Here is a 23,195-nt window from a genome sequence, read left to right as displayed (position 1 = left end):
CTTGTAAAAAACACTACCTATAAACTTAAATACTCATTTATAGTTGATTAGGAAAAACCAGTATTAGAAAACTAAGTAAATTGAATTCTATTTAAGTATGCAATACTTTCCCTTGATTATATGCTTACTACTGTTACAGTCAATAAGTTCTATAGCGCAAACTGATTTTAGCATCAATAAACAACCCAAAGTTGCCGTGGTTTTAAGTGGTGGAGGAGCAAAAGGTTTTGCCCATATTGGCGTTTTAAAAGTTTTGGAACAGGAAGGGATTCCAATCGACATTATAGTTGGTACCAGTATGGGAAGCCTGATTGGCGGATTTTACTCTCTGGGTTATACTGCCGAGGAAATTGAATATATTGTAAAAAGCCAGAACTGGGAAAAAGTCCTTTCCGATAATGTGCCACGAAATGATCTCTCAAAAAATGATCAGCTTTTAAAACAAAGATATTTACTCTCTTCTACATTTTCCGATTTCAAAACCATTACTCTTCCCCAGGGGATAATAAAAGGCCAGAATATTTTAAATATCTTTTGCGGCTTAGCCGGGAATGTCCCAGTTGATGCTGATTTTAGTCAACTCCCGATTTCATTTGCCTGCATTGCGGCCAATTTGGAGACTGGGGAAGAAGTGATTATAAAAGACGGGTTTTTCCCTACTGCCTTGTTTTCGAGCATGGCAATTCCCGGAGTTTTTCATCCAGTAAATAGAGAGAACCTTCTTCTTGTTGATGGGGGATTGGTAAACAACTTCCCAACCGATGTCGCAAAAAAAATGGGAGCAGACATTATTATTGGCGTAGATATAAGGGGGGATCTATATCCCCGTGAAAAATTAAAGTCAATTGATGGTATCTTCGGTCAGATGATAAATTTTCTGGGACAGGGAAAAGATTCATTAAACAACAGTTATTGCGACATTCTTATCCATCCTGATATTACCGGTTATTCGGTCGGAAGTTTTTCGAAAGAAGCAGCAGATACATTGGTTCTAAGGGGAGAAAAAGCTACCCTTTTATTAAGGGACACCATTCAAAAACTGAAAAAAGAGAACCATTTGGAACCAAGAATATATTCCCGCGAATATACTACAACAGAAAAATGGAAAATTACCGAAATAGGATTTACTGAACGAAAAAATCTGGATAAAACCTTTTTTAAAAACAAACTCAATCTGCAATTACCAGGGTATTATTCAAATCAGGAGTTAAAAAGTGCAATTGACAGGCTATACGGATATGGAGAGTTTGATCTCGTCTATTATTATCTCACAAATAATGAAACAGGGAAAACACTTAATTTGAATATTGTCCCAAGAAAGATTTATTCCCAAAGTATAGGATTTAAAGTAAACACAAATGATGCAGCAGCTGTGTTATTCAATATTAACAGAAAAGATTATGAAAAAACCATAGGTTTTTTATCTGCAAGTACTGAGCTGTCGGCAAATCCAGGTGTTAATCTTGTTGCAGAAACTACTAAAAGGAATTTGCCAACTTTAGGTATTGAATTAAAGGGGAAATACCAGAAATATAAAATATATAATGAAGGGGATAAACTGTCAAGTGCAGATGTATTTTATTCAGCACTAGATATTTATTTATATAAAACCTATTTCAACCGTCTAATTCTGGGTATAGGCATACAGGAAGAATATTTTAACGGCGATGTTTTTACCAAAAACACTAATTCATTCATCCTGTCCTCAAAAACCAACCAGTTTCTTTCCAATGCCTATACATACGTTGTTTTCGATAATATGGACAATTTTTATTTTCCCCAAAAAGGCACTCGCCTGGATGCAGAGTTTTCAGTATACTCTGATTTGTCAGGAAATACCAGCTTAAGTTCTGCCCTGCTTTTTAAAATGAAAAATGTCGTCCCACTATCTTCCAATACTACATTTTTATTTGATATTTACAGCCGCTCGATGTTCGATAATGCCTATCCGCTTATAAAAACAACTTTTGTAGGAGGAGAGCCTTATTCACAATATTTTAATTATCATTTACCCTTTATTGGGCTTCCCCCCGTAATACTTGCCGACAGGTACACCAATATCGGGTTGGCAGGAATACGTTTTCATGTGGCTAAAAATCAGTGCGTTTCATTGGTATATAATTTAATGGCACAGGGCAATAATTATAATGAGCTAAATAACTTTCTTATCACTAATGGTGGCGGGGTAAGGTATTCAGTGGATTCCAGGTTAGGACCTGTTGAAATAGGAATAGGTTATGCTGGAAGGTATGATAAACCCACATTCTCTGCTAATCTCGGACTTTGGTATTAAGAACTAATACATTGGATATGATTAAATCACAAATAGAAAAAAATGCCTTAAAAATCTGGCAATTTCTGGATAAAAGCCAGATTAGTTCTGTTTTCGAGATCGAGAAAAGATTGTTGATGCAACGACAGGATGTGCTATTGGCACTGGGTTGGCTTGCCCGTGAAGACAAGATCTATTTTCTAGGTGATCAGAAGGTTAGTAAAATAATGGTAATTAAGGACATCGATGGAGATTAATTTAAATACAATAGAGAAAAGCCATTTGACTAATATTGAATTACTTTGGTATCGTTGTTCAGGAAGAATAAAACCTAATAAGCACGAGAACAATGGTTTAAGCCTTTTTTTATGCCTAATACTTGGCATTCTTCTTTTTACACCCGTTTCTGCCAAACCGAATGATTTAACAAGTAGATATACTATGCACCTATTGGGTGCATATATTGGTGAGTTTTCAGTCAGACAAACAGGCGAGAGTGGGAATTTGAGTGTTGAAGCGGTAACCGATGTGAAAGTAAATCTTCTTTTTTCATACCATATCAAATATGTTCAGCACACCGTCTACAATCAAGGGATATTACAAAGTTCCCAAGTCGAAACCTATAAAAACGGGAGGATAAATTCGACTATTTGGCTCAAACGTATAAATAACTCCTATCTGCGTGTTGCTAATGGCGATACCACAATCATAAACGATTCCATTACGTACAGTGGCAGCCTGATTTACTTCAACGAACCAAGAGGAATAAAAAATATATACAAGGAGAGAAGCGCGGAAATGCAGCAGATAAATTCTGTGAGTGAGCACACTTATGCAATAAAAGACGAAAACGAAAAGGAGCTTAACAGCTATTTCTATGAAGGAGGAATATTACAGTACGCACAAATGAAACATGCAACAGGAACCATAGAACTAAAAAGAATTACAACAAGCGATATTAATGATTGAATTTTCTGAGATACAAAACATTTATTTTTTATTACCTCTTCTGGGCTTGGTTATTGGATTTTTGGGTACGATGACGGGTGGTGGTGGCGGATTTTTCTTTATTCCCATACTTACTCTTATTATTGGTGTTCCTGCTCAAACTGCAGTAACTACTTCACTCGCTGCTACCCTGCCCATTTGCATTGTGGGATCTCTGGGGCATTACAGAAAAAATCATATCGATTTTCGGGTGGCCACACTTTTTATAATAACTGGAATTATCGGGGCTTTTATTGGTGCAAAAATAACCAGCAAAATTAGCAACGTGGCATTAAAAACGGCTTTTGGTATTTATTCAATTTTGATTGCACTATATATAGTTTATAGTGCCGGAAAGGGTACCAGCGAAGAAGGAAAGAAAGAGAAAATAACATCGTTAAAAAATCTCCGAACATTTAAAGGTTCGTCTTTCGGATTGGCTGCGGGGCTGATAACAGGCACATTTGGAACCAGTGGAACTGCGCCGGTTCTTGCCGGATTACTTTCTATTGGAATACCATTCAAGATGGTTATTGGCACATCGCTATTGATTGTACTGGTGAATACAATATTTGCTACAGGAGCCCATTTGCTAATTGGTAAAATCGACCTGACCCTGGTTTGCTTTCTGACTGCAGGTTCAACAATTGGGGCATTACTGGGACCTAAACTGATACATACCAGTCAATTAAACAAATCTGAAAACCAGGTTCGGCACTGGTATGCTGCCATAATGTTGGGTTTAGGAATATTAATGATTGCTAAAGGAAACTAAACGTATGATAAGAACAATTTATATCATAATACTAATTTATTTTCTTCTTGGAGGAATTGGTTTTTACCTGATCAATAGAAAGAAAGCTCCTGAACTCGCAAAAAAGAGCTACACAAAATATTTTGTTTATTTTATAATCATCAATATTTTATTTTTCAGTATTACTGTTCAGCCATTTGTTTTCCATTTTCTGACGGTACTTATTATTTGTGCCGGGTCAGTTGAACTTACCATGCTCTTCTTTAATTCCAACAATAAGCATATTCCTTTTTTTCTTACTTCAATTATAACCTTTATCGTCATTTCGTTATGGTTTTTGCTTTTTAGCCTGTTGAAAATGGAACTTACCCTGTATACTTTTCTTGTCATATCCATTTTCGACAGTTTCAGCCAAATTACAGGCCAGCTTTGGGGCCGGAAAAAGATACTGCCCGGGATAAGTCCGAATAAAACATTGGGAGGACTGACAGGTGGAATTATTATTGCATTAATCAGCGCATTCTTATTAAAAAACCTTTTCACGGGCACTATTACCGAGTTGTTAGTTTTTGCAACCGGGACGGTAGTTTTTGCATTCGCCGGGGATGTGCTTGCATCGCTTTATAAAAGAAAATACAAAGTAAAAGATTACAGTAATCTTATTCCCGGGCACGGTGGTTTCCTTGACCGATTTGATAGCCTTATTGCAGGTGGCGCCTGGTCTGCATTTTACTTTCAATTTATTGCAACTTAAAAAAGATAAAAATGAAGAATTTGCTTGTATTATCATTTGTTTATTTGATTGGGATCGGATTGCTGTTGATATTTAACGAGTTGGTTTATCGCAGGCTTAATCCCACAGGAGAGATAACCCGAAAATTTGCGCATTTTTCTTCAGTTCTGGCAACAGTGCCATTTCCTTATATTTTCCCTTCACACTGGTATATTTTGGTACTTGCTCTTTTGTTTGCCGCCGTATTATTTATTACAAAGAAAGGGAAACAATTGAAATCAATTCACGGGGTGGAGCGGAAATCAATTGGAAGTTACCTGCTGCCATTGTCCATCTACATTACATTTATGATAGCAAATATTACAGATAATAAATTTATATACATCCTTCCCATGTTAATACTGGCAATCTCAGATCCAATGGCAGCCATCCTCGGAATCAATATAAAAACCTACAATGGAAGAATAAAAATATTCGGGAAAAAATTAAATAAAACATGGCTGGGGTCGAAAGCATTCCTGCTTTCAAGTTTTATAATCAGTATTATAGCGCTTTTTTTTCACCGCGGGGTATTCGATTTTGAAACATTCTTTCTGGCAATGCTGATTGCCGTGGTAACCACTTTCGCTGAATTGATAAGCTGGCGCGGATCAGATAATCTCAGTATTCCCTTAAGTGCGGTAGCAGTTTTGGTATTATTCCTCTAAACACAACTAGAAAAAACACGAAAAACAAAATATAAAAATTGAAATATGAGAACAGTAATTATTAACGGGGCAAACGGATACGTTGCTTCAAATTTCATCAACAATTTATTAAAACAGCATTACATGGTTATTGCCCTGGTTCGTGGAAATGGCCAGGACCCGGAAGAAAGAATGAGGGAAGTACTCGCACTCATTAATGATGGAAAGGAAATAAACACTCCTAATCTCGAAGTTTACAATTATTCTTTGCTCGACAAGCACTTTGCCATGAATGGGAATATCCTAAAAAGCATTTTTAGTGGCAATGTCGATTATTTCCATTTTGCCGCCAGTTTAAAATACGATGAAAAGTCGGTGGACGAAATTTTCTCGACCAATATCGAAGGAGTTGAAAACTCAATCAAAGTCTTTTCAAGATATGCAACAAAAAGCTCTCGTTTTTTTTATATCGGAACAGCATATTCCTGCGGTAAGTCAGAAGGTATTTTTAAAGAGAAATTTTATGGGAATGATGACATTTCGGCTTTCCGCAACTATTACGAACAGTCGAAACGATTTGCTGAAAATGTTGTCAGGACAAATATTCGAGAAAATGGTCTGAATGGCCATATAATCAGGTTGTCACAGGTAGTTGGAAACCAGAAAACCGGTGTAACCAAAACCGATTACGGGATTTTTGATTTTTCAAAAAGAATTTTGAGTCTGGGTAACAGGTATCCCAATGAAATAGTACGGGTACATGTCGATCCGGATGCTACCCAGAATTTAATCCCTATCGATACAGTAACAGAACATTTAACCAAGGTACTGGAAGGGAAAGAGATTCCTGAGATAATGAATTTTGTGTCAAAAAACCCAGTTCCCAATAGTTTCATTATTGATACCCTGAACCAGTTGGTACCAATTCAAATTATCCCTGTAAAAAACCTGGAACGAAGCGAAATGAACCCTATTGAAAGAATGATTTCTGCAGGAATGTCGTTTACCGAAAGTTATGCTTCAACCGATATGTTATTTGATACGCGGCAAAGAGACAAGTTCCTGAAAAATACGGAAACAGGTCCCGATTATAAATCTGTCGCTAAAATGATGGAGTATTTTATTGAGACTGTTTCCGATAAGAAAAAGAAACGGGAACATGAAGCAGCCTGAAAGATGAGCGTTAGTAATAAGTTATAAATTTTAAGATATTAAACATAAAACAATGAAACAGATAACAGTAAAAGGAGAAAACATCATAAATGTCCCGAATTTTATCAGCTTGTACCGGCTTCTGGTATTCCCGGTAATTCTTTTTATGGCGCTTACCGGGCGCGAGAGTGGATTCGTAATCCTGTTATGTATTAGCCTGGTAAGCGATGTGCTGGACGGAAACATTGCGCGGCTGTTTAAGCTGCAAACCAACTTTGGCGCCGCGCTCGATAACCTTGCGGATATATGTACGTATGCCATGGCTATTTTGGGGCTTTTCGTTTTTAAATGGGCTGAAATTGAACCTCATTCCTGGATTTTATTCCTCTTTCTCGGAATATTTATTCTTAGCTATGTAGTTTCTTTTGCCCGTTTCGGAAAAATTCCTGGATTACATTTATATTCTGCCGTTTCTGCCGGGTACGCTCAAAGCATATTCTTTTTTGTATTGTTCGTTTTTGGTTTTTATCCCTGGATGTTATATGTGGTTGCCACGTGGGGAATAATAGCATACATCGAAAAGATAATCATACTTTTTAAATTGGACGACATACGAATTGGGGTAAAGGGACTTTATTGGCTGCTAAAAAAGTAGGGAACGGGAAGATTAAGCCATGTTATACAAAACAGTTCTTACCATCATTATTGCTTTACTTGGTGTAGAGGCTATGGGTCAGGCATTAACGGGCACCATAAAAGATAAAAAATCACAGGAAGCAATTCCTTATGCAAATATCTGGATTAAGGGGACAACCACGGGAACAATGTCAGATATGAACGGAATGTTTCTGTTGAAGTTGTCACCGAAAGATACGCTGTGTGTTTCTTCAGTTGGTTACGAACGAATAGAAATTCCGGCAAAAAATATTACTGAAAATCCACTTATTGTATTCTTGTCGGAAGAAACCCTGCAATTGGGCGAGGTAACAGTCAGGCCTGAAATTTCAAGGGCAAAAGTTTTATTTCAGAAAATACAGGAACATAAAAAAGAGAACCGGCAAAACATTGAAAATGTAGATGCTTACAAAACCTACAAGCGAACCGCTGTATATCTGGCAATTGATTCAACCTCGCGAATCAACAGGTTTATCCCGAACATGGAAGAAGTAACGGTTCAGGTTGATAGTATGAATATTCGTTTTAGCCCGATATATCTTGCAGAAGAGGGAAGCAATTGCCAAAACAAAGACGACAGCATAGTTTACAGGCGGGTTGACGGAATATTTCCAAAACTGAACCAGACTATTGAGAGTATGATCCTTTTACATGCAGTTGTTGACCTGGATTTTTACAAGGATCAGATCAATATTCTTTACAGGGGAATAGTTTCGCCATTAAGTAATAATGCAATGGCGCAATACAATTTTTACCTGAATGACAGTACAAACATAAACGGGAAGAAATATTACAGTTTTTCGTTTTCACCTAAAAATAAGTACAATCCTTTGTTTACAGGAAGGTTTACTATACAGGACAGTACTTTTGCATTAACTGATATTTATGCATATTTACAAAAAGAAGCAAACATAAATTTTGTAAATGGGTTCAGGGCAAAAGTCAGTTATTTAAGTAACGATAAAGACGAGTGGTTTTATGATGAACAGGAGATAAGCATGAATCTCTCCTTATCCCTGAATAAAGATACCATTTCACGCTACGGTTCGCAGAGAATAAACGAGGTTTCAAAAGGGAACTGGTTGGTGACAAAGAACACTAAATTTTCTACTTCTACAGAGTTGGACGAAGTAAAGCCCCGCACCTGGAAGAACCGTACTGAATTTACTTCAAAAAGCAGTTTTGACGAAGGTACCTATTTGCGTGTAAGTAAATTAAAGGAAAACTCATTTATAAGAAGTGTCGATGGTATTGGTGGAATGGTACTGACCAGTTATGTTGATTTGGGGAAATTTCAAATTGGGCCCGTTTTCGATATTTACACAACCAATGCCATTGAAGGTCAGCGATTTTCGGTACCATTGCGTACAGGAGAGAAAATGTTTGAGCATTTTACGATTGGAGGTATTATTGGCTATGGAACCCGAAGTGGAGAGTTTAAATATGGAGCAAACTTTGCGTGGCAACCGGGTGAAACAGATAAATTTATTTTAAGAGGATCTTATTCTGATGATTATACATTAGTGTCGCAGGATAAGTATCTGCGTTTTATTAAAAAGAATCCAAATGAAAGAGGCAATTCCAATTTCATTTCCATATTTACAGCCAGGGAGGAAAATCCATGTTTAAAAGGGGAAAAGAGCATAAAATTAAACCTGGAGTTTAATACTAAAAACGATGTATGTGTGGAAATAGAACCATACTGGCTATACAGTACCCAAACTCCTGATGTTCATTTTCTTCGCAATAACACAGGATATGAGAATTACTCGAATTATGGAATTCTCTTCAATACGAGGTTTGCATTCGGACAACATTACGATAAGTACTACTTCGCCCGTGTTTATTATCTGACCCAGTTACCTGTAATTAATTTCAGTCTTGATGTTGGCAAAACAGGTCTGCCAGGCAGCGCGTCTGATGATTTGGATATTTACGCACAGATTCATGCGTCTGCATCGGGCATGTTAAATATGGGAATGATAAATATGCGTTACATGGTAAATGGCGGATATCTGTTGGGAGATGCGCCCTATGATTTACTCGACCTTCCTACAGGTTCCATGTCGTTGGGATACTCAAAGTATGGCTATAATCTTCTGCACTTTGCCACTTTTGCCCACAACCTTTATACAAATTTACACCTTGACTGGACTGGCGGAGGAATTGTTTTGAACCATTTGCCCGTTATACGAAGATTTAAATTACGGGAAATGGTATCGTTTAAATGTCATTATGGTATGTTAAACGATTCATATCATCCTGTTTTCGACCTGCCGGGATATTATTCTAATGAAATGAGCAAACCTTATGCTGAAATAGGATTTGGCCTGACCAATATATTTAAGGTTTTACGCGTGGAATATGTCCGTCAGTTAGGAGTAACTTACGAAAAAAGTGGTTTTGCCGATAAAAATGGAATATTCTTCAGGGCTGAGATGAGTTTCTAAGTTTGACATAAGAGTAATAAAATGAAAAATTTAAAGGATGAAGTCATTTGAGTGACAGTTATTAAATAACTAGCATTACTTTACGCTCAGAATCTTTGTAGAACTTTATGATCTTTTCAGCAATTTATAAAATTCAAAATTCTGTTCTCTCAATATAAGTATTGATTCTTCTATAGAATTTTCACTGAATGGATTACTTAAAAGTCCCATATTCATAGAAAAAAAACTAGTAGCAATCAGAGGGACGTTAATATCTTCTCTTATCTCTCTTATTTTAATAGCTTTATGTAATATGAATGTTATTTTTTCTATTTCTACATTTACGAATTTCTTCTTCTTTTTTGCGAAATCTGGATAATGTCGGAAAATATCAGCAAGGAAAGAAAAATAATCTAGTGGTGTAAATACCTTATTGTCTTTAAAATAGAAAAGTAATTTTTTTTCAGCTTGTATATTACCTTGTTGTATAAATTTATATAAACTATTTGTCTTAGCATCTATATTAAACGTAGGAATATAAAGATACTTATCTACTACTAATTTGAACAGTTCTTCCTTGCTTTTAAAATGGTGATACAAGGTACCTTTTGTCATACATATAGCATTGCTTAAATGGTTAATTGAAACTCCTTCATAACTATGCGTCAAAAATAACTTGAACGATTCATCAATAATAAAATCTTTGGTATTCATGATTTTTAATAAAACAAGACAATAAATTTTGTATTAAAGTAAAGTGAAATCTTACTTATTTAATTAAAATCTTATTTGTAATATACAAAAATAATTTCTAGATTTGAATATAAAACAATATTAGTCAAATATTGTAAATATGTATAATAAAAATACAAAAGAACATATTATTGAAGTAGCAATATCTTTATTTAACAGGTTCGGTTACAAGAAGACAACGATTGATGAAATAGCTGAAATTGCAGACAAATCGAAAGGGGCTATTTACCATTACTTTGAAAGTAAGGAGGAATTATTTCGGGTTATTGTTGACAGAAAGTTTGAAAAACTTTACCTGGAATTAACAAACGCTGTAGATTCCGGTGTCACTGGGAAATCAAAAATCGAAAAATATGTAACAACCAGGGTATTTGTTTTTAAAGATTTATTTAGGATTGAAAAATCATTGAAAAATGAATACTTAAATTATTTAAGATCAATTGAAAGAGTTAGAAGAAAATATGATGAAAAAGAGATTTCGATTGTTAAGACGATCCTTAAAAACGGAATAGAAAATGGCGAATTCGAAAATGAAGATATAAATAGATCTGCGCTTGATATTGTTGCTACGTTGAAGGGATTGGAAATGCCTCTGATGTTATCTGATAATAATCAAATAGAAAAAAACCTTGAATTTATGATTCGAATTTTTCAAAAAGGAATTGAAAGAAAAACGATTTTGGTAATTAATTGAATAATTCAGACCATCAAGAATAATTAATAATACTTCTGTTAAAAAATAAGATCAGTATTTGTACATATTGATTAGGAAGTTGCCGTTTTAGAGAATTATTTGAAATTATTAAATGTAAAGCTGTATTTGACTAGAGGACAAAGAAAATTACAGAGTCGTATATTCTCTTTTGTCACTGAAATTTTCAAACTTAAAAATAGAAATTATGATTGAATTATTAAAAAAAGGAATTCTCACGGGAATTGGATTTGGTTTATTGACCAAAGACAAAATTCAGGATTTAGTGAAAAAAACGGCAGAAGAAGCAAAATTATCAGAAGAGGAAGCTCGTAAACTTGCCGATGAACTTTTGAAACAGTCTGAAGAAGCAAAGCAAAACCTTGACAAAAAAATTGATGAAAGAATTAAAAAGTACATTGACAGTTTAGGTCTTGCTACTAAAAAGGATGTGGATAAAATTTACAAAGAATTACGGAAAATGAGGGAGACACCTGAATAAACTAGTAATGATTCAAAGGATTGTTGCCATTGGAAAGACACATCGGCAGACCCAACGTTATTTCGAAATTATTAAAATCCTTACCAAATATGGATTTTATGATCTTGTATCAGCATCAGGTTTTGATATTCTGGGGTTTTTAGGGAGAAAATTGACTTTTAAAAAAGTTGGTGATTCAATTCTCAGCCTTTCCAGGTGGGAAAGAATACGGATGGTTTTAGAGGAACTTGGCCCAGCCTTTATCAAGTTTGGGCAGATAATGAGTACAAGAGGAGATTTAATTCCACCTGAATTAGTTAATGAATTAAAAAAATTGCAAGATTCTGTTTCTTCTTTTTCTTGGGAGGTAACCGCTCCATTACTCGAAAAAGAATTAGGGAAACCAGTTTCAGAAATTTTCAGAAATTTTCTCCCATTACCAGTGGCAGCTGCATCGATAGCACAGGTATATAAGGCGACTTTAATGGACGGGAAGGAAGTCGCTGTAAAAGTTCAAAGGCCCGGTATTAAACGTATTATTGATACAGATATTGAAATCATGTTCCTTTTTGCAAAAAGAGTGGAAAAGCATATTCCTGAGATGAAATCATATAACATGGTCAATATTGTAGAAGAGTTTGATAGATCAATACATAAAGAACTAAACTTTTTAATTGAAGCTTCAAATATAGAACAATTTACAAACAATTTCAGAGATGATACTACAGTATATGTTCCCCAATGTCACAGGGATTATTGTACGAGTAAAGTACTAACAATGGAATACATTAATGGCGTTAGGATTTCGGATATTGAAGCTGACGGACAGGAGTTACTTGACAGGAAAACAATTGCCCAAAGAGGCGCAGAGTCAGAATTAAAACAAATATTTGACTTTGGTTTTTTTCACGCTGATCCTCACCCTGGAAATATTCTGGTGTTGCCTGGAAACATAATATGCTTTCTGGATTTTGGAATGATGGGAACACTTACCAGTAAGACAAGAGAATTGATTACTTCCATGGTTGTAGGTGCAATTAATAACGATCCAGATAAAATCATCAGGAGTTTACTCAAGATATGTGAGACGAATGGGGAAATAAAAATGCAAAAGCTGGAACTTCAGATTACAGAAATATTAAATCTCTATTTTCATCAAAAACTGGAAAATATTAATTTACCGGATTTATTTAATGATTTAGTGGAATTCTTCCCTCAAAATAATTTAAAAATTCCATCGGATCTTTATTCCTTAGGGAGAGCACTACTTCTTTTACAAAGTGATGGTGAAATGCTTGATCCGGATTTTAATATGTCAAAGCAAATTGAACCTTTTTTTAAAAAATTAATAAAAAGACGTTTTCGAAGCCAAAAATACTTTAACGACCTAATGGTTTCTTCAGAGGAGTTATTGCTTTTAGCAAAAGATTTGCCTTACGAAATCAGAGAAATAATAGATAAATTAAAAAATGGGTCTTTAAAAATTAACATTGAACATAAAGGAATGGAGCCTTTAATTGATAAACATGAACAAATCAGTAACCGCATCACAATTGCAATCATTTTGGCTTCAATAACAGTAGGGTCTTCTTTAGTTATCCTAGCGAATGTGCCACCAGTTTGGAATGGGATTTCACTGGTTGGTCTTTTGGGCTTTCTTGCAGCAACCATCATAGGACTTTGGCTTCTAATTTCCATTTTTCGTCATGGAAAATTATAATCTATTTATGTGCTTTTAAGGGTACTTCTTATTCAGGAATAAAAAAATATCAAGGTGTTTTGTAAAAAATGACATCGCTTTTGTAGTTTGTGAATTAATATTAAATCATGATAATATTTTATTGAATTGGAACAATAATCGATTAAAATATTTATTTTTGTACTAAAGAACGAAAAAGGTCAAATAGTTAAAATGGATATTACGAATACCAGAGAACATATTATAAAGGTAGCAATGCATATCTTCAGCAAGTTTGGTTTTCAAAAAACGACAGTTGATGAAATCGCAAAAGCCGCACATAAAGCTAAAGGTTCTGTGTATTATTATTTCAGAAATAAAGAAGAGTTATTTCAAAGCGTTGTTGAAAAAGAATTTAGTACACTCCAACGAGAATTGATAAGAGCTGTTGAAGAAGGTGAAACGGGAAAAATGAAGCTAACTAATTACATTACAACCCGGATGAAAGTTCTTGGTGAGTTATCAAATATGTATGAGGCACTTAAAAATGAATATTTAAACTATTTAGGTTTCGTAGAAAGAATTAGAGAAAAATATGATAACGAGGAAGTTACATTAGTTAAATCGATTCTGGTTCAAGGAATGAAAAATGGTGAGTTTGAGCAAAGTGATGAAGTTCAAACTGCTTTTGTAATTGTCAGGGCCTTAAAGGGTTTTGAAGTACCTATAATGGTCAGTAAACATCTCGAAATTGAGGAAAAACTTGAATTCATGATTAACATTCTTTTAAGAGGTATTGAAAAACGATAATTTTTTTGCCTACAAATTGACCAAAAAACAATAAATGTCAAATAGAATAAATATGTACATCAATTTAATCAATCATTATGTCCCAGAGTTGGTCATCCTTAACAGTTATTTCAAAGAAAAGAACGGACTTGATAATGAGTGGATTACAAAAAGAACCGGAATAAAGGAAAGGAGAAAGGCCACGTTGGGAGAAAATACCGAAACAATGGCGTTAAAAGTTGTAAGAGAATCTATCCCATTGCTTCCCTACAATATTTCAGAGATAGACCTAATCATCGGCGCGACATATACTCCTTTTGATACTGTTGTTAGCCTGGCACACTCAATACAAAATCATTTTAATATAAAAAATGCAAAAGCAGTTACAGTTACATCGGCATGTTCTTCTTTTGTGAACGCTGTTGAAATTGCCCAAGGCTATTTTTCGATGGAAAAAGCCAAAAAGGTACTGATTATTGCATCTGAACATAATACGGCTTATAGCAAAGTAAGTGATATTCAATCTGGTCATTTATGGGGAGATGGCGCCGCTGCCATTTTCATTTCAAAAGAAAGGGTTACACCAAATGATATTAAAATCATTGATGTAATCACTAAAGGACTAGGGAACATTGGACAAGCATCTGAAGCCGTTCATTTAAGACCACTAAATGGAGGGTTAAAAATGCCTATAGGTAAAGATGTTTTTATTAACGCAATTGCCCATATGGTCAATATATTATTAGAAATCCTAATCAAAAACAATATGGGAATCGACGACCTAAATTATCTGGTTGCACACCAGGCAAATATCCGAATCCTGGAAAACATAAGAAAGATTTTAAAACTGAGTAAAGATAAAATGATTATAAACCTTGACAAACTAGGGAATACAGGTTGTGCAAGTACACCTATTGCTTTATCTGAGAATTCCAATAAATTTTCCAAAGGAGATTTGATTGGAGTAACCGTTTTTGGTGGAGGATACTCAAGTGGAGCTTTATTACTAAAGATTTAATATTGATTGTATCTATCAAAAGAAATAGAAATGGACCATATCGATATCGCATTAATTATAAAAAGTAGCAATTCAAAATTCCTGAAAAAATTACCTGATTTTGTAATAGGCTGGATTTCAAATATAATTAAGCAAGATGAGATTAATGAAATTCTTGATAAATATTCAGCATTTAAAGGGATTGATTTCGTGGGTAAGATAGTAGAGGAGTTTGAAATTAAAGCTGAATTTGTGGGCTTTGAGAATTTACCTGAAAATGGAAAATGCTTTTTTATAGCTAATCATCCGTTTGGACTTTTAGACGGGCTGGTCCTTACTTTTATTGTGGGTTCAAAATATGGTCGACTAAAGGCTATCGGGAATGATGCATTTATGTATGTTCCAAACCTGAAACCACTTGTATCGGAGGTTAACGTATTTGGGAAAAATAAAAAAAAGCATTTAATTGAATTAAACAAGGTATTTTCATCAGACGTGCCAATTACCCATTTCCCATTTGGAATGGTTTCCCGTGTTTCGAAATTTAGGATACAGGATGAATTTTGGCACAAAAGTTTTATAGCTAAGTCAATTGAACACGAAAGAGATATTGTTCCCATCCGAATTTACGGAAAGAACTCTAACCTATTTTATACCATTTATATTTTCAGAAAATTATTTAGGGTAAAATTAAATATCGAGTTGATTTTACTTCCCCGGGAACTTTTTAGAAAAAAAGGAGAATCCGTACATGTGAAAATAGGGAAAGTTATTCATCATAATGACTTCGATAAATCCTTAACTCATTGGGAATGGGCACAAAAGATCCGTTCAGAAGTTTATTCTATGAAATATTAATAATTTAAAATTTAAAATCATGAAAACAACCGAATTTTTATTTGGCGAGGCTTTAAATCTCATTTTAAACCAAAAAGCATCAAGACATTTAACTGCCAAAAAGTTTGACAAATTTATGTACAACAGACTCTCTGGAAATGATAGTCAACCTTCGCAAACAAATCATTTTCGTTATTTATATTATTCAAGCGTACTAAACACAGTGGTAAAAAATTTAGATAAGCATAATTATTCAAAAAAGAGTATTGAAAAAATTATCAAAATAGTAGTTAGCGATAGTACATTTAATAAAATCAACAAGCCGAGTGAAAGAAGTGAGCAATTTAAATCACAATATGGTGATTATCCTCCCGGATTTATTACTCTGTCGCCTACCCAACGGTGCAATCTGCATTGTACCGGATGTTATGCTTCAAGCGACCAGACCACAGTTCCAACCCTTCCTTATTCCATAGTGGATAGAATAATTGGTGAAGTGTATTATGTATTTGGGAGGAGGTTTGTTGTTATAAGCGGAGGTGAACCCTTTCTTTATAAAAGCGAAGGAAAAACATTGATAGATGTTTTCAAAAAATATAATGATATATTTTTCCTTGTTTATACCAACGGAACGTTGATAACAGAGGAAGTGGCACAGAAGTTAGCCGAACTTGGAAATGTTACTCCCGCTATTTCCGTTGAAGGATTTGAAATGGAAACAGATGAAAGGAGAGGCAACGGTGTTCATAAGCGAATTCTTAAGACTTTCGAAAATCTTCGCAATGCCGGTGTACCATTCGGGATATCAGTAACAGCAACTCGAAAAAACTGCGACACGTTACTCAAAGATGATTTTTATGATTATTACTTCGAAGAACAAGGAGCAACATATATGTTTCAATTTCAATTTATGCCTATTGGACGGGGGAAAGAAACTTTTGACCTAATGGTTGAGCCTAAAAAGAGAATACAATTATACAAAGCCTGGGAAAGACTACTGGAAGAAAAAAGATATCCTGTTGCCGATTTCTGGAACAGTGCTTTACTTACCAATGGATGTATTGCTTACGGTAGAATGGGGGGATACTTATATATAGATTGGAACGGCAATATTATGCCTTGTGTTTTTGTCCCTTATTATGAGGATAATATAATTGATTTATACCGTGAAGGTAAAAGCCTGGTAGATGCCACTAAGTCCTTATTAATGAAGCGTGGCAAAAAATGGCAAACAGAATATTTTAATTCGCAGGATTACAATTACTTAATGCCATGTTCTATTCGGGATCATTACCGGAATTTCAGGGAAAACATTTTTACAGAAGAGTCAAAACCCGAAAATCTACAAGCGGAGGAAGCTTTAATTGACGAAAGTTACTATCAACAAATGGAAGACTATGACCTGGAATTGGAAGAGCTATCTCGCAGGGAGATAAAAGCTGAACATATTAATCTTTGAGTGTATAAAATAAATTAAGAATATACAATAAAATGAGAAAAAATGTAGCACTGGTTTTGGGCAGTGGGGGCGCCAGAGGTTTAGCGCATATAGGTGTAATTGAAGAGCTGGAGAAACAAGAATTTAACATCACATCAGTAAGCGGGACCTCTATTGGTTCATTAATTGGTGGTTTTTACGCAATGGGGAAACTGCCGGAGTTTACAGAATGGGTAAGCGCTTTGAGAAAAAAAGATGTTTACAATCTAATGGATTTTACTCTAAGTACGAACGGACTTTTAAGAGCTGAAAAAGTTTTCAAAAGGATGAATGCTTTTATTCCGGATAAGGCAATAGAGGAAATGAACATTCCTTATTCAGCAGTTGCTACTGATATAATCAATAGAAAAGAAGTAGTATTCACAACTGGCAGTTTCTATGAAGCTGCCAGGGCATCTATATCTATTCCAACAATTATTACGCCTGTTCCCCAAGAAGACAGGATTCTTGTTGATGGAGGGTTACTTAATCCTGTGCCGGTTGGTTGTATTACCCGTACTGAAAACGACATTCTTGTGGCCGTAAATTTATATGATGGGAATAATGTGAAAATAACGAGAAATGGGAAAGGCAACAATAGTGAATTGTCTGAAAATAAAGCATTTATATACGGTTCTTTGTTGCCATCTACTATAAATGATATAGTTAAAAAGATCATCGAATTTATCCCCGGTGGAAATAAACAAAGTCAGGGGTACTATACTCTGGTTCATTTCACGACTTCAGTGATGCTTGAAAGAATATCTGAGCTTTCACTCATGGTAAATAAACCAGATATTCTGATAAATATTCCGGCATCATCTGCCAAAACTTTCGATTTTCATAAAGCTGAGCAGCTAATTGAATTGGGTAGAATGGAAGCACGAAAAAGTATTAATCAATATGTGGACATTCACGTAAATTAGTTTAACAAAGAAAGGTACATGATATAAAAATATTATAACTAACAAATTCACATTATTCAAGTTATTGGAAGCTGTCAATGGGTGCAGGGTAGAAATAAGTTATAAATCATTTAAGATTTGCAATGTTTTTACAGGAAATGCCAAAATAAATTATTAACTAAAAACAACATTAATATGAACGATATAGAGATAACAGCAATTGTATGTGCTTATAACGAGGAGAAAACAATTGAAAAAGTAGTTGCTACCGTTGCTGACTATTTTTTCGATGAGGTTTTTATTGTTAGTGATGGTTCAACCGATAATACAGATGTTATTCTGAAAAGGATGAGTAAATATTACAGTTTTCAGCATATAGTATTGGAAGAAAACATGGGGAAAGGGTATGCCATGGCAACGGCTCTTCAACATGCAGGTGGAGATATCGTTGTATTTATTGATGCCGATTTGTCAAACCTTCAGGAAGGACATTTTTTAAAATTAATTACACCCATAAAAAACAAAGAAGCTGATATGGTGCTGGGCCAGCCTACAGAGACATTAATTAATTATAGGGTAAATCCTTTTAAATCATTTACCGGTCAACGGTGTCTGTTAAGAAAAGATATCTTACCAATTGTGGAAAAGATGAAAGAAACAAGATTTGGTGTTGAGACTTTAATTAATCTTTACTTTCAATCAGAAGGTAAAAAGGTCAAATATGTTATGCTTCCAGGTTTAATACATCCCACAAAATTTGGTAAAACTTCTTCTTCTAAAGCGATGGAAGAATTCATCAAGGAGGGACATCAAATTGCTGTTACTGCACTGGAAAATTACAATTTAGTTGCGAAAACATTTTTTAAAAAAATCATTTGACCAGAGACCTGATAATAATAAGGATAGCTACTGGTTTGCTTATGATCTTATCACAATTGATATCATATAATATTTATTTATGATCTTTTTAGTTTAAGAAGAAAAATTAGCAAATCAGATATCATTTAAAAGAAAGTAAGAAGGATTAAACTGAAAATTGATTTGATTATTAATGGGAAATAGATATCTGAAATTTGCATTAAATGGAATATTGGGGACAGCTGTTGAAACAATAGTTTTATGGGTTCTATCAAATTTCATTTTTCATAACTACATTGGAAATTATATAATTGCCCCAACTATTGCGTTTGAAGTAGAATTACTTTTGAAATTTATAATTTCTTATTACTGGATTTGGAATAAGAAAATATCAAGGGGTAATGAACACAAATCATTTATCTCACAATTCCTTCAATATAACTTCTTCCTAACCTTTGGATTTATAGTAAGAATGGGTTTACTTCTTGGTTTCGAAAAAATCTTTGGATGGGATGTCATAATTTGTAACCTGGTAGCGGGAGCACTTTCAGGTTCTTTAAATTTTTTATTCGCGGAAAAGATTGTTTTCAGAAGTGTTGGATTCAAGCAGCTTTTACCTCAAGGGTACCAATGGGTTCAAAAAAGAGTAAAGGGATGGAATGGAGTAATTTTCTAGACTTTCAGGGTAAGGAGTATATAAATGTTGCTTATTGCCTTTAATTATATTATTTTTGACCATTTGTGAAATATAGTCAACATGGCAAAACCAGAAATCAAATCGATAATAATAAGTGCTGCCACTCAGTATTTTTCGAAATTTGGGTTTTATAAAACAACGATGGATGAGATTGCAAAACACATCCATAAAGCAAAGGGAGTTTTATATTATCACTATAATAGCAAGGAAGAATTATTTAACGAAGTATTAAAGCAGGAGCTTAGTACGGTAAAATCTGAGTTACAGAAAGTTGTTAATTCTGATGAAGATGCTTTAACAGTTCTTAGTAACTACTTTTTTAAAAGGCTTGAGTTATTGCATGAATCTGTAAATTACCATGAAACTTTGAAAGCCGATTTTTTTGAAAAATATCATTTTGTGGAGGAAGTGAGGGAAGACTTTGCCGCATTTGAGAGAAATAACTTTTATCAGATGCTCAAAAAAGGTGAGGAAGAGGGTGTATTGCAATTTAATAATATTGACTCAACAGTAAATATGCTATTAATGCTGGTTAATAGCATGGAAGTACCGTTATTTCTGCAAAATAAATATTCTGAGTACATTCATACAATCAAAGAACTTGCAGAATTTCTTGTAAAGGGATTAAAATCTTAACTACTTAATAAAAATTGCAAAATATGACTAAATGTTTAAATATTTTCATATATTGACCATAAAACAATATTAGTCAGACAGTGTGTATTGTTTTGTTATTTTTTTCAATTAATATGCTATTGTTTAACATGATTATAGCAATCATTGAACGATGAAAATAAATGCAGAGTTATGAATAAAATTGTGTATTTCAGTATTTGTCAGTTTATCATAGGTGTATCTGTTAATAGTTATAGATTAAATAAAACAGATTGCTTAATCACTCCACCGAACATAATCCTTTTAAGAGACAATCAGGGAATATTTAAAGAGATTTCAATATAACAATATCATCCAAATGTATTTTTGTTACAGTCAACGGTTATGTTTATAAAGTTTGGAAACTGGATTCTTCGTTACCGGCAAATTATATTTCCAATTCTTCATGCCGGACTTTTTTTACCGTCTTCTACCATTTTCCCATGGGAATGGTCATTCTTAATTGGTGGAGCTCTTATTATTGCTGGAGTTTTAATAAGGAGCATTACTATTGGGCTCGAGTATGTTATCAAGGGAAATTCTCAAAGGAAGATTTACGCTACAATTCATGTTCCCAATGGCATATATTCTTTATGCAGAAATCCAATGTATTTAGGAAATCTGCTATTGCTATTAGGTTTTGGAATATTTGCCAACTCGATGTTTTTTGTTCTAATAATATTTCCAGTATTCTTACTCTTATACTTAGCAATTATTAAGGCTGAAGAAAATATGTTATTGGAAAAATATGGTGAAGAATACAAAAAATATAAATCAGAAGTAAGTATGCTACTCCCAGATCTCAGCCTTATTGATACTGCTTTTAAAGGATTTCACTTTAATTGGAAATGGGCTCTGAAAAAAGAGTATAATTCGTGGTTTCTTTATTTTTCGGTGATTGATGTTTTACTTTTCTGTAATGGGCAAATTGGAAGTGCAAATACTATTATAAGTGCAGCGATAATAATCACCTTGTATGGTTTATTGAAGTTCTTGGAAAAAATGCAGTTTCTCAATTAAAGATAATTTTTAATTCATCTGCGTTTAATCCAAGATACAAATAACTAAAGCAATAGATAGTCAATAAGATGTCGAAATATATTTAGAGTTAATAATATTATCATTTTTCATGAATGGCTTTAGCCTAAATATTGTATTAAAAAAAACTTGAAGAAGAGTTATATTTTTTTTTTTAAAATTAACAAAATAAAAGACGCTAGTCATTTAGAAAAACAAAAATGCAACTAGCAGAGAATGAATTATGAATTACTAATAATCTCACTAGTTTACTGATTTATTTAATATATAAAGCATGCTTGAATACATCTCCAAACTACGCAAGGAAACCGATGAAGCTATTAACCGAATTGAATCATCAGGTTTCAATGTTCTGAAGAAATCATTAGAAGCCTCTCATGTGCTTGCCGAAGCGTTTGATCAGCTAAAGACTTTTATTCTATCCTATCAATTTAAAAATGAAGAGGAAGAAATCTCTTTTTTCAAAGAAATCAAACCTAAATTCTGTTATCGGTTAATTTATTACAGAAAGCTGTACAACATTGAAATGAACCGTCCTGCAGGGACAGACAAACAAAAGGAGTATTTAAGCGAAGAATTGAATGAGATAAACAAATATAATCTTAAACGCTTGGATTTTATCCGGTATTATCGTTCAGGTGCTACTCATCTAGATTCCTTGTATTTTTTAAGAGGGAAGACGGACACAGAACAATATCTCGAAACATTTTACTACGAACTCGATCCAAAATTTTCGACGAATTGCGACTTTAAAGTTGCTAAAATATTATCCAATGATATGCTTTTAGCTTACTTGATGCAAGAGCTAGAACAATTGGATACCAATGGACTAACGATTCTCCCTTCAGGATTTCCTTTAATTAAACTAACGTGGCGAGGGACTAAAACAGAATTAATGGAACAGCTCTATTCCTGGGACAGTGACAGTACCTTCGGAAATGTGCCACTAACACAACTTTCTGATTATATCCAAAACGTTTTTAATATTCAACTTGATAAAAATCTCTCTCGTGCCTTTAGCGAAATGAAAACCCGGAATATTCCTACTCCCTTTTTGGATAAGCTAAAAGCTGCCCTACTCCGGCGTATGGGAAGAAAGAAATAGACAATCAATACCGAGTATCCTTCTATTTTTTTCATGGCTGTTTCCTTTAAATACTCCGTGAAAGTCATTGAATATCAAGTTGTCGGAAATTATTTCAAAAAAAAGTGATACCGACTTCCTAATCATCCATGCTAACAGCATATAACTTTGCCGTAATTCAATGAGTTACCGTTATGTTTATAGAGAAGGAATATTTTGACAGCTGGATGCAGCGTTTAAATTCAAAGCTGGATGACGTTGTTGACAAGCTGGGCGACCCAGAGGAAGAAGTTCCTTTATTTGATGGCGAAAAATTGCTGGATAATTACGATGTATGCCGGATGCTTAATGTCAGCAAACGAACATTACAGCGTTACCGTTCATCAGGCGAACTGCCCTTTCAAATGATATATCATAAAACTTTCTATAAAGAATCAGATGTCATGAAATTCATTGAAACTCATTTTAGCCGTTTTCATACACGGCGTAACCGGAAAGATAAAAAATGAGTGTTTTTTTTGCTTTACCCGCTTCGTTGTTAAACGGTGCAGATTGGGAAGTTAAAAGA

24 protein-coding genes are annotated in these 23,195 nt (G+C 34.1%); 23 read left to right on the top strand and 1 reads right to left on the bottom strand.

Annotation, left to right across the window (positions count from 1 at the left end; genetic code table 11):
• Positions 1–97 precede the first annotated feature (97 nt).
• From GM418_RS23075 to GM418_RS23035, 9 genes are read left to right on the top strand one after another with little or no spacing between them, the layout of a single operon-like run.
• Positions 98–2,293 carry a patatin-like phospholipase family protein gene (locus GM418_RS23075; RefSeq protein WP_158869567.1) on the top strand — a complete coding sequence of 732 codons (2,196 nt, stop codon included), beginning with the start codon at positions 98–100 and terminating at the stop codon, positions 2,291–2,293.
• Between the two features lie 17 nt (positions 2,294–2,310).
• Positions 2,311–2,529, top strand: a complete 219-nt coding sequence (locus GM418_RS23070; protein ID WP_158869566.1) for a winged helix-turn-helix domain-containing protein — start codon at positions 2,311–2,313, stop codon at positions 2,527–2,529.
• The gene (locus tag GM418_RS23065; protein ID WP_158869565.1) at positions 2,519–3,241 is read left to right on the top strand and encodes a DUF6134 family protein; all 723 of its coding nucleotides are present in this window, start codon (positions 2,519–2,521) and stop codon (positions 3,239–3,241) included. The genes GM418_RS23070 and GM418_RS23065 overlap by 11 nt, the downstream gene beginning before the upstream one ends.
• On the top strand, positions 3,234–4,034 hold the full coding sequence (locus GM418_RS23060; RefSeq protein ID WP_158869564.1) for a sulfite exporter TauE/SafE family protein: 801 nt from the start codon (positions 3,234–3,236) through the stop codon (positions 4,032–4,034). The genes GM418_RS23065 and GM418_RS23060 overlap by 8 nt, the downstream gene beginning before the upstream one ends.
• Before the next feature lie 4 nt (positions 4,035–4,038).
• On the top strand, positions 4,039–4,767 hold the full coding sequence (locus GM418_RS23055; protein WP_158869563.1) for a phosphatidate cytidylyltransferase: 729 nt from the start codon (positions 4,039–4,041) through the stop codon (positions 4,765–4,767).
• Positions 4,768–4,778: 11 nt separating this feature from the next.
• A complete protein-coding gene (locus tag GM418_RS23050) occupies positions 4,779–5,453 on the top strand; it encodes a diacylglycerol/polyprenol kinase family protein (protein WP_158869562.1) in 675 nt (224 codons plus the stop codon).
• Between the two features lie 45 nt (positions 5,454–5,498).
• Positions 5,499–6,605, top strand: a complete 1,107-nt coding sequence (locus GM418_RS23045; RefSeq protein WP_158869561.1) for an SDR family oxidoreductase — start codon at positions 5,499–5,501, stop codon at positions 6,603–6,605.
• Between the two features lie 52 nt (positions 6,606–6,657).
• Complete coding sequence (locus tag GM418_RS23040) at positions 6,658–7,239, top strand: CDP-alcohol phosphatidyltransferase family protein (protein ID WP_158869560.1); 582 nt, start codon at positions 6,658–6,660, stop codon at positions 7,237–7,239.
• Positions 7,240–7,258: 19 nt separating this feature from the next.
• Positions 7,259–9,709 (top strand): DUF5686 and carboxypeptidase-like regulatory domain-containing protein, encoded by a 2,451-nt coding sequence (locus tag GM418_RS23035; RefSeq protein WP_158869559.1) that lies wholly within the window; start codon positions 7,259–7,261, stop codon positions 9,707–9,709.
• Positions 9,710–9,814: 105 nt separating this feature from the next.
• Here GM418_RS23035 and GM418_RS23030 read toward each other — a convergent pair whose 3' ends face one another.
• The gene (locus GM418_RS23030; protein WP_158869558.1) at positions 9,815–10,402 is read right to left on the bottom strand and encodes a TetR/AcrR family transcriptional regulator; all 588 of its coding nucleotides are present in this window, start codon (positions 10,400–10,402) and stop codon (positions 9,815–9,817) included.
• A gap of 139 nt (positions 10,403–10,541) precedes the next feature.
• Between GM418_RS23030 and GM418_RS23025 the strand changes: the two genes are divergently transcribed.
• The 14 genes from GM418_RS23025 to GM418_RS22960 all read left to right on the top strand — a co-directional run bounded on the left by GM418_RS23025 (position 10,542) and on the right by GM418_RS22960 (position 23,136).
• The gene (locus GM418_RS23025) at positions 10,542–11,135 is read left to right on the top strand and encodes a TetR/AcrR family transcriptional regulator (RefSeq protein WP_158869557.1); all 594 of its coding nucleotides are present in this window, start codon (positions 10,542–10,544) and stop codon (positions 11,133–11,135) included.
• Positions 11,136–11,340: 205 nt separating this feature from the next.
• Complete coding sequence (locus tag GM418_RS23020) at positions 11,341–11,634, top strand: phasin family protein (RefSeq protein ID WP_158869556.1); 294 nt, start codon at positions 11,341–11,343, stop codon at positions 11,632–11,634.
• Between the two features lie 7 nt (positions 11,635–11,641).
• Complete coding sequence (locus GM418_RS23015) at positions 11,642–13,333, top strand: ABC1 kinase family protein (protein WP_158869555.1); 1,692 nt, start codon at positions 11,642–11,644, stop codon at positions 13,331–13,333.
• Positions 13,334–13,525: 192 nt separating this feature from the next.
• Entirely contained in the window at positions 13,526–14,101 is a 576-nt protein-coding gene (locus GM418_RS23010; RefSeq protein WP_158869554.1) for a TetR/AcrR family transcriptional regulator, read from the top strand.
• Positions 14,102–14,135: 34 nt separating this feature from the next.
• Positions 14,136–15,098 carry a 3-oxoacyl-ACP synthase III family protein gene (locus GM418_RS23005; RefSeq protein WP_217447571.1) on the top strand — a complete coding sequence of 321 codons (963 nt, stop codon included), beginning with the start codon at positions 14,136–14,138 and terminating at the stop codon, positions 15,096–15,098.
• A gap of 30 nt (positions 15,099–15,128) precedes the next feature.
• Positions 15,129–15,935: a 1-acyl-sn-glycerol-3-phosphate acyltransferase gene (glsA, locus tag GM418_RS23000; protein WP_158869553.1), complete on the top strand. Its 807-nt coding sequence runs from the start codon at positions 15,129–15,131 to the stop codon at positions 15,933–15,935.
• 19 nt (positions 15,936–15,954) lie between these two features.
• Positions 15,955–17,373, top strand: coding sequence for a radical SAM/SPASM domain-containing protein (locus GM418_RS22995; protein ID WP_158869552.1), 1,419 nt, complete (start codon positions 15,955–15,957; stop codon positions 17,371–17,373).
• A 32-nt stretch (positions 17,374–17,405) separates the two neighbouring features.
• On the top strand, positions 17,406–18,317 hold the full coding sequence (locus tag GM418_RS22990) for a patatin-like phospholipase family protein (RefSeq protein ID WP_158869551.1): 912 nt from the start codon (positions 17,406–17,408) through the stop codon (positions 18,315–18,317).
• 174 nt (positions 18,318–18,491) lie between these two features.
• On the top strand, positions 18,492–19,175 hold the full coding sequence (locus tag GM418_RS22985; RefSeq protein ID WP_158869550.1) for a glycosyltransferase family 2 protein: 684 nt from the start codon (positions 18,492–18,494) through the stop codon (positions 19,173–19,175).
• A 172-nt stretch (positions 19,176–19,347) separates the two neighbouring features.
• On the top strand, positions 19,348–19,830 hold the full coding sequence (locus tag GM418_RS22980; protein WP_158869549.1) for a GtrA family protein: 483 nt from the start codon (positions 19,348–19,350) through the stop codon (positions 19,828–19,830).
• A gap of 81 nt (positions 19,831–19,911) precedes the next feature.
• A complete protein-coding gene (locus GM418_RS22975; protein ID WP_158869548.1) occupies positions 19,912–20,487 on the top strand; it encodes a TetR/AcrR family transcriptional regulator in 576 nt (191 codons plus the stop codon).
• 363 nt (positions 20,488–20,850) lie between these two features.
• Complete coding sequence (locus GM418_RS22970; protein WP_158869547.1) at positions 20,851–21,525, top strand: methyltransferase family protein; 675 nt, start codon at positions 20,851–20,853, stop codon at positions 21,523–21,525.
• Between the two features lie 292 nt (positions 21,526–21,817).
• Positions 21,818–22,648, top strand: coding sequence for an RteC domain-containing protein (locus GM418_RS22965; RefSeq protein WP_158869546.1), 831 nt, complete (start codon positions 21,818–21,820; stop codon positions 22,646–22,648).
• A gap of 173 nt (positions 22,649–22,821) precedes the next feature.
• On the top strand, positions 22,822–23,136 hold the full coding sequence (locus tag GM418_RS22960) for a helix-turn-helix domain-containing protein (protein ID WP_158869545.1): 315 nt from the start codon (positions 22,822–22,824) through the stop codon (positions 23,134–23,136).
• Positions 23,137–23,195: the final 59 nt, after the last annotated feature.

It is taken from the genome of Maribellus comscasis, assembly GCF_009762775.1.
In the GTDB taxonomy this organism is placed as follows: Bacteria; Bacteroidota; Bacteroidia; order Bacteroidales; family Prolixibacteraceae; genus Draconibacterium; species Draconibacterium comscasis.
This window is presented reverse-complemented; position numbering and strand designations above follow the sequence as displayed.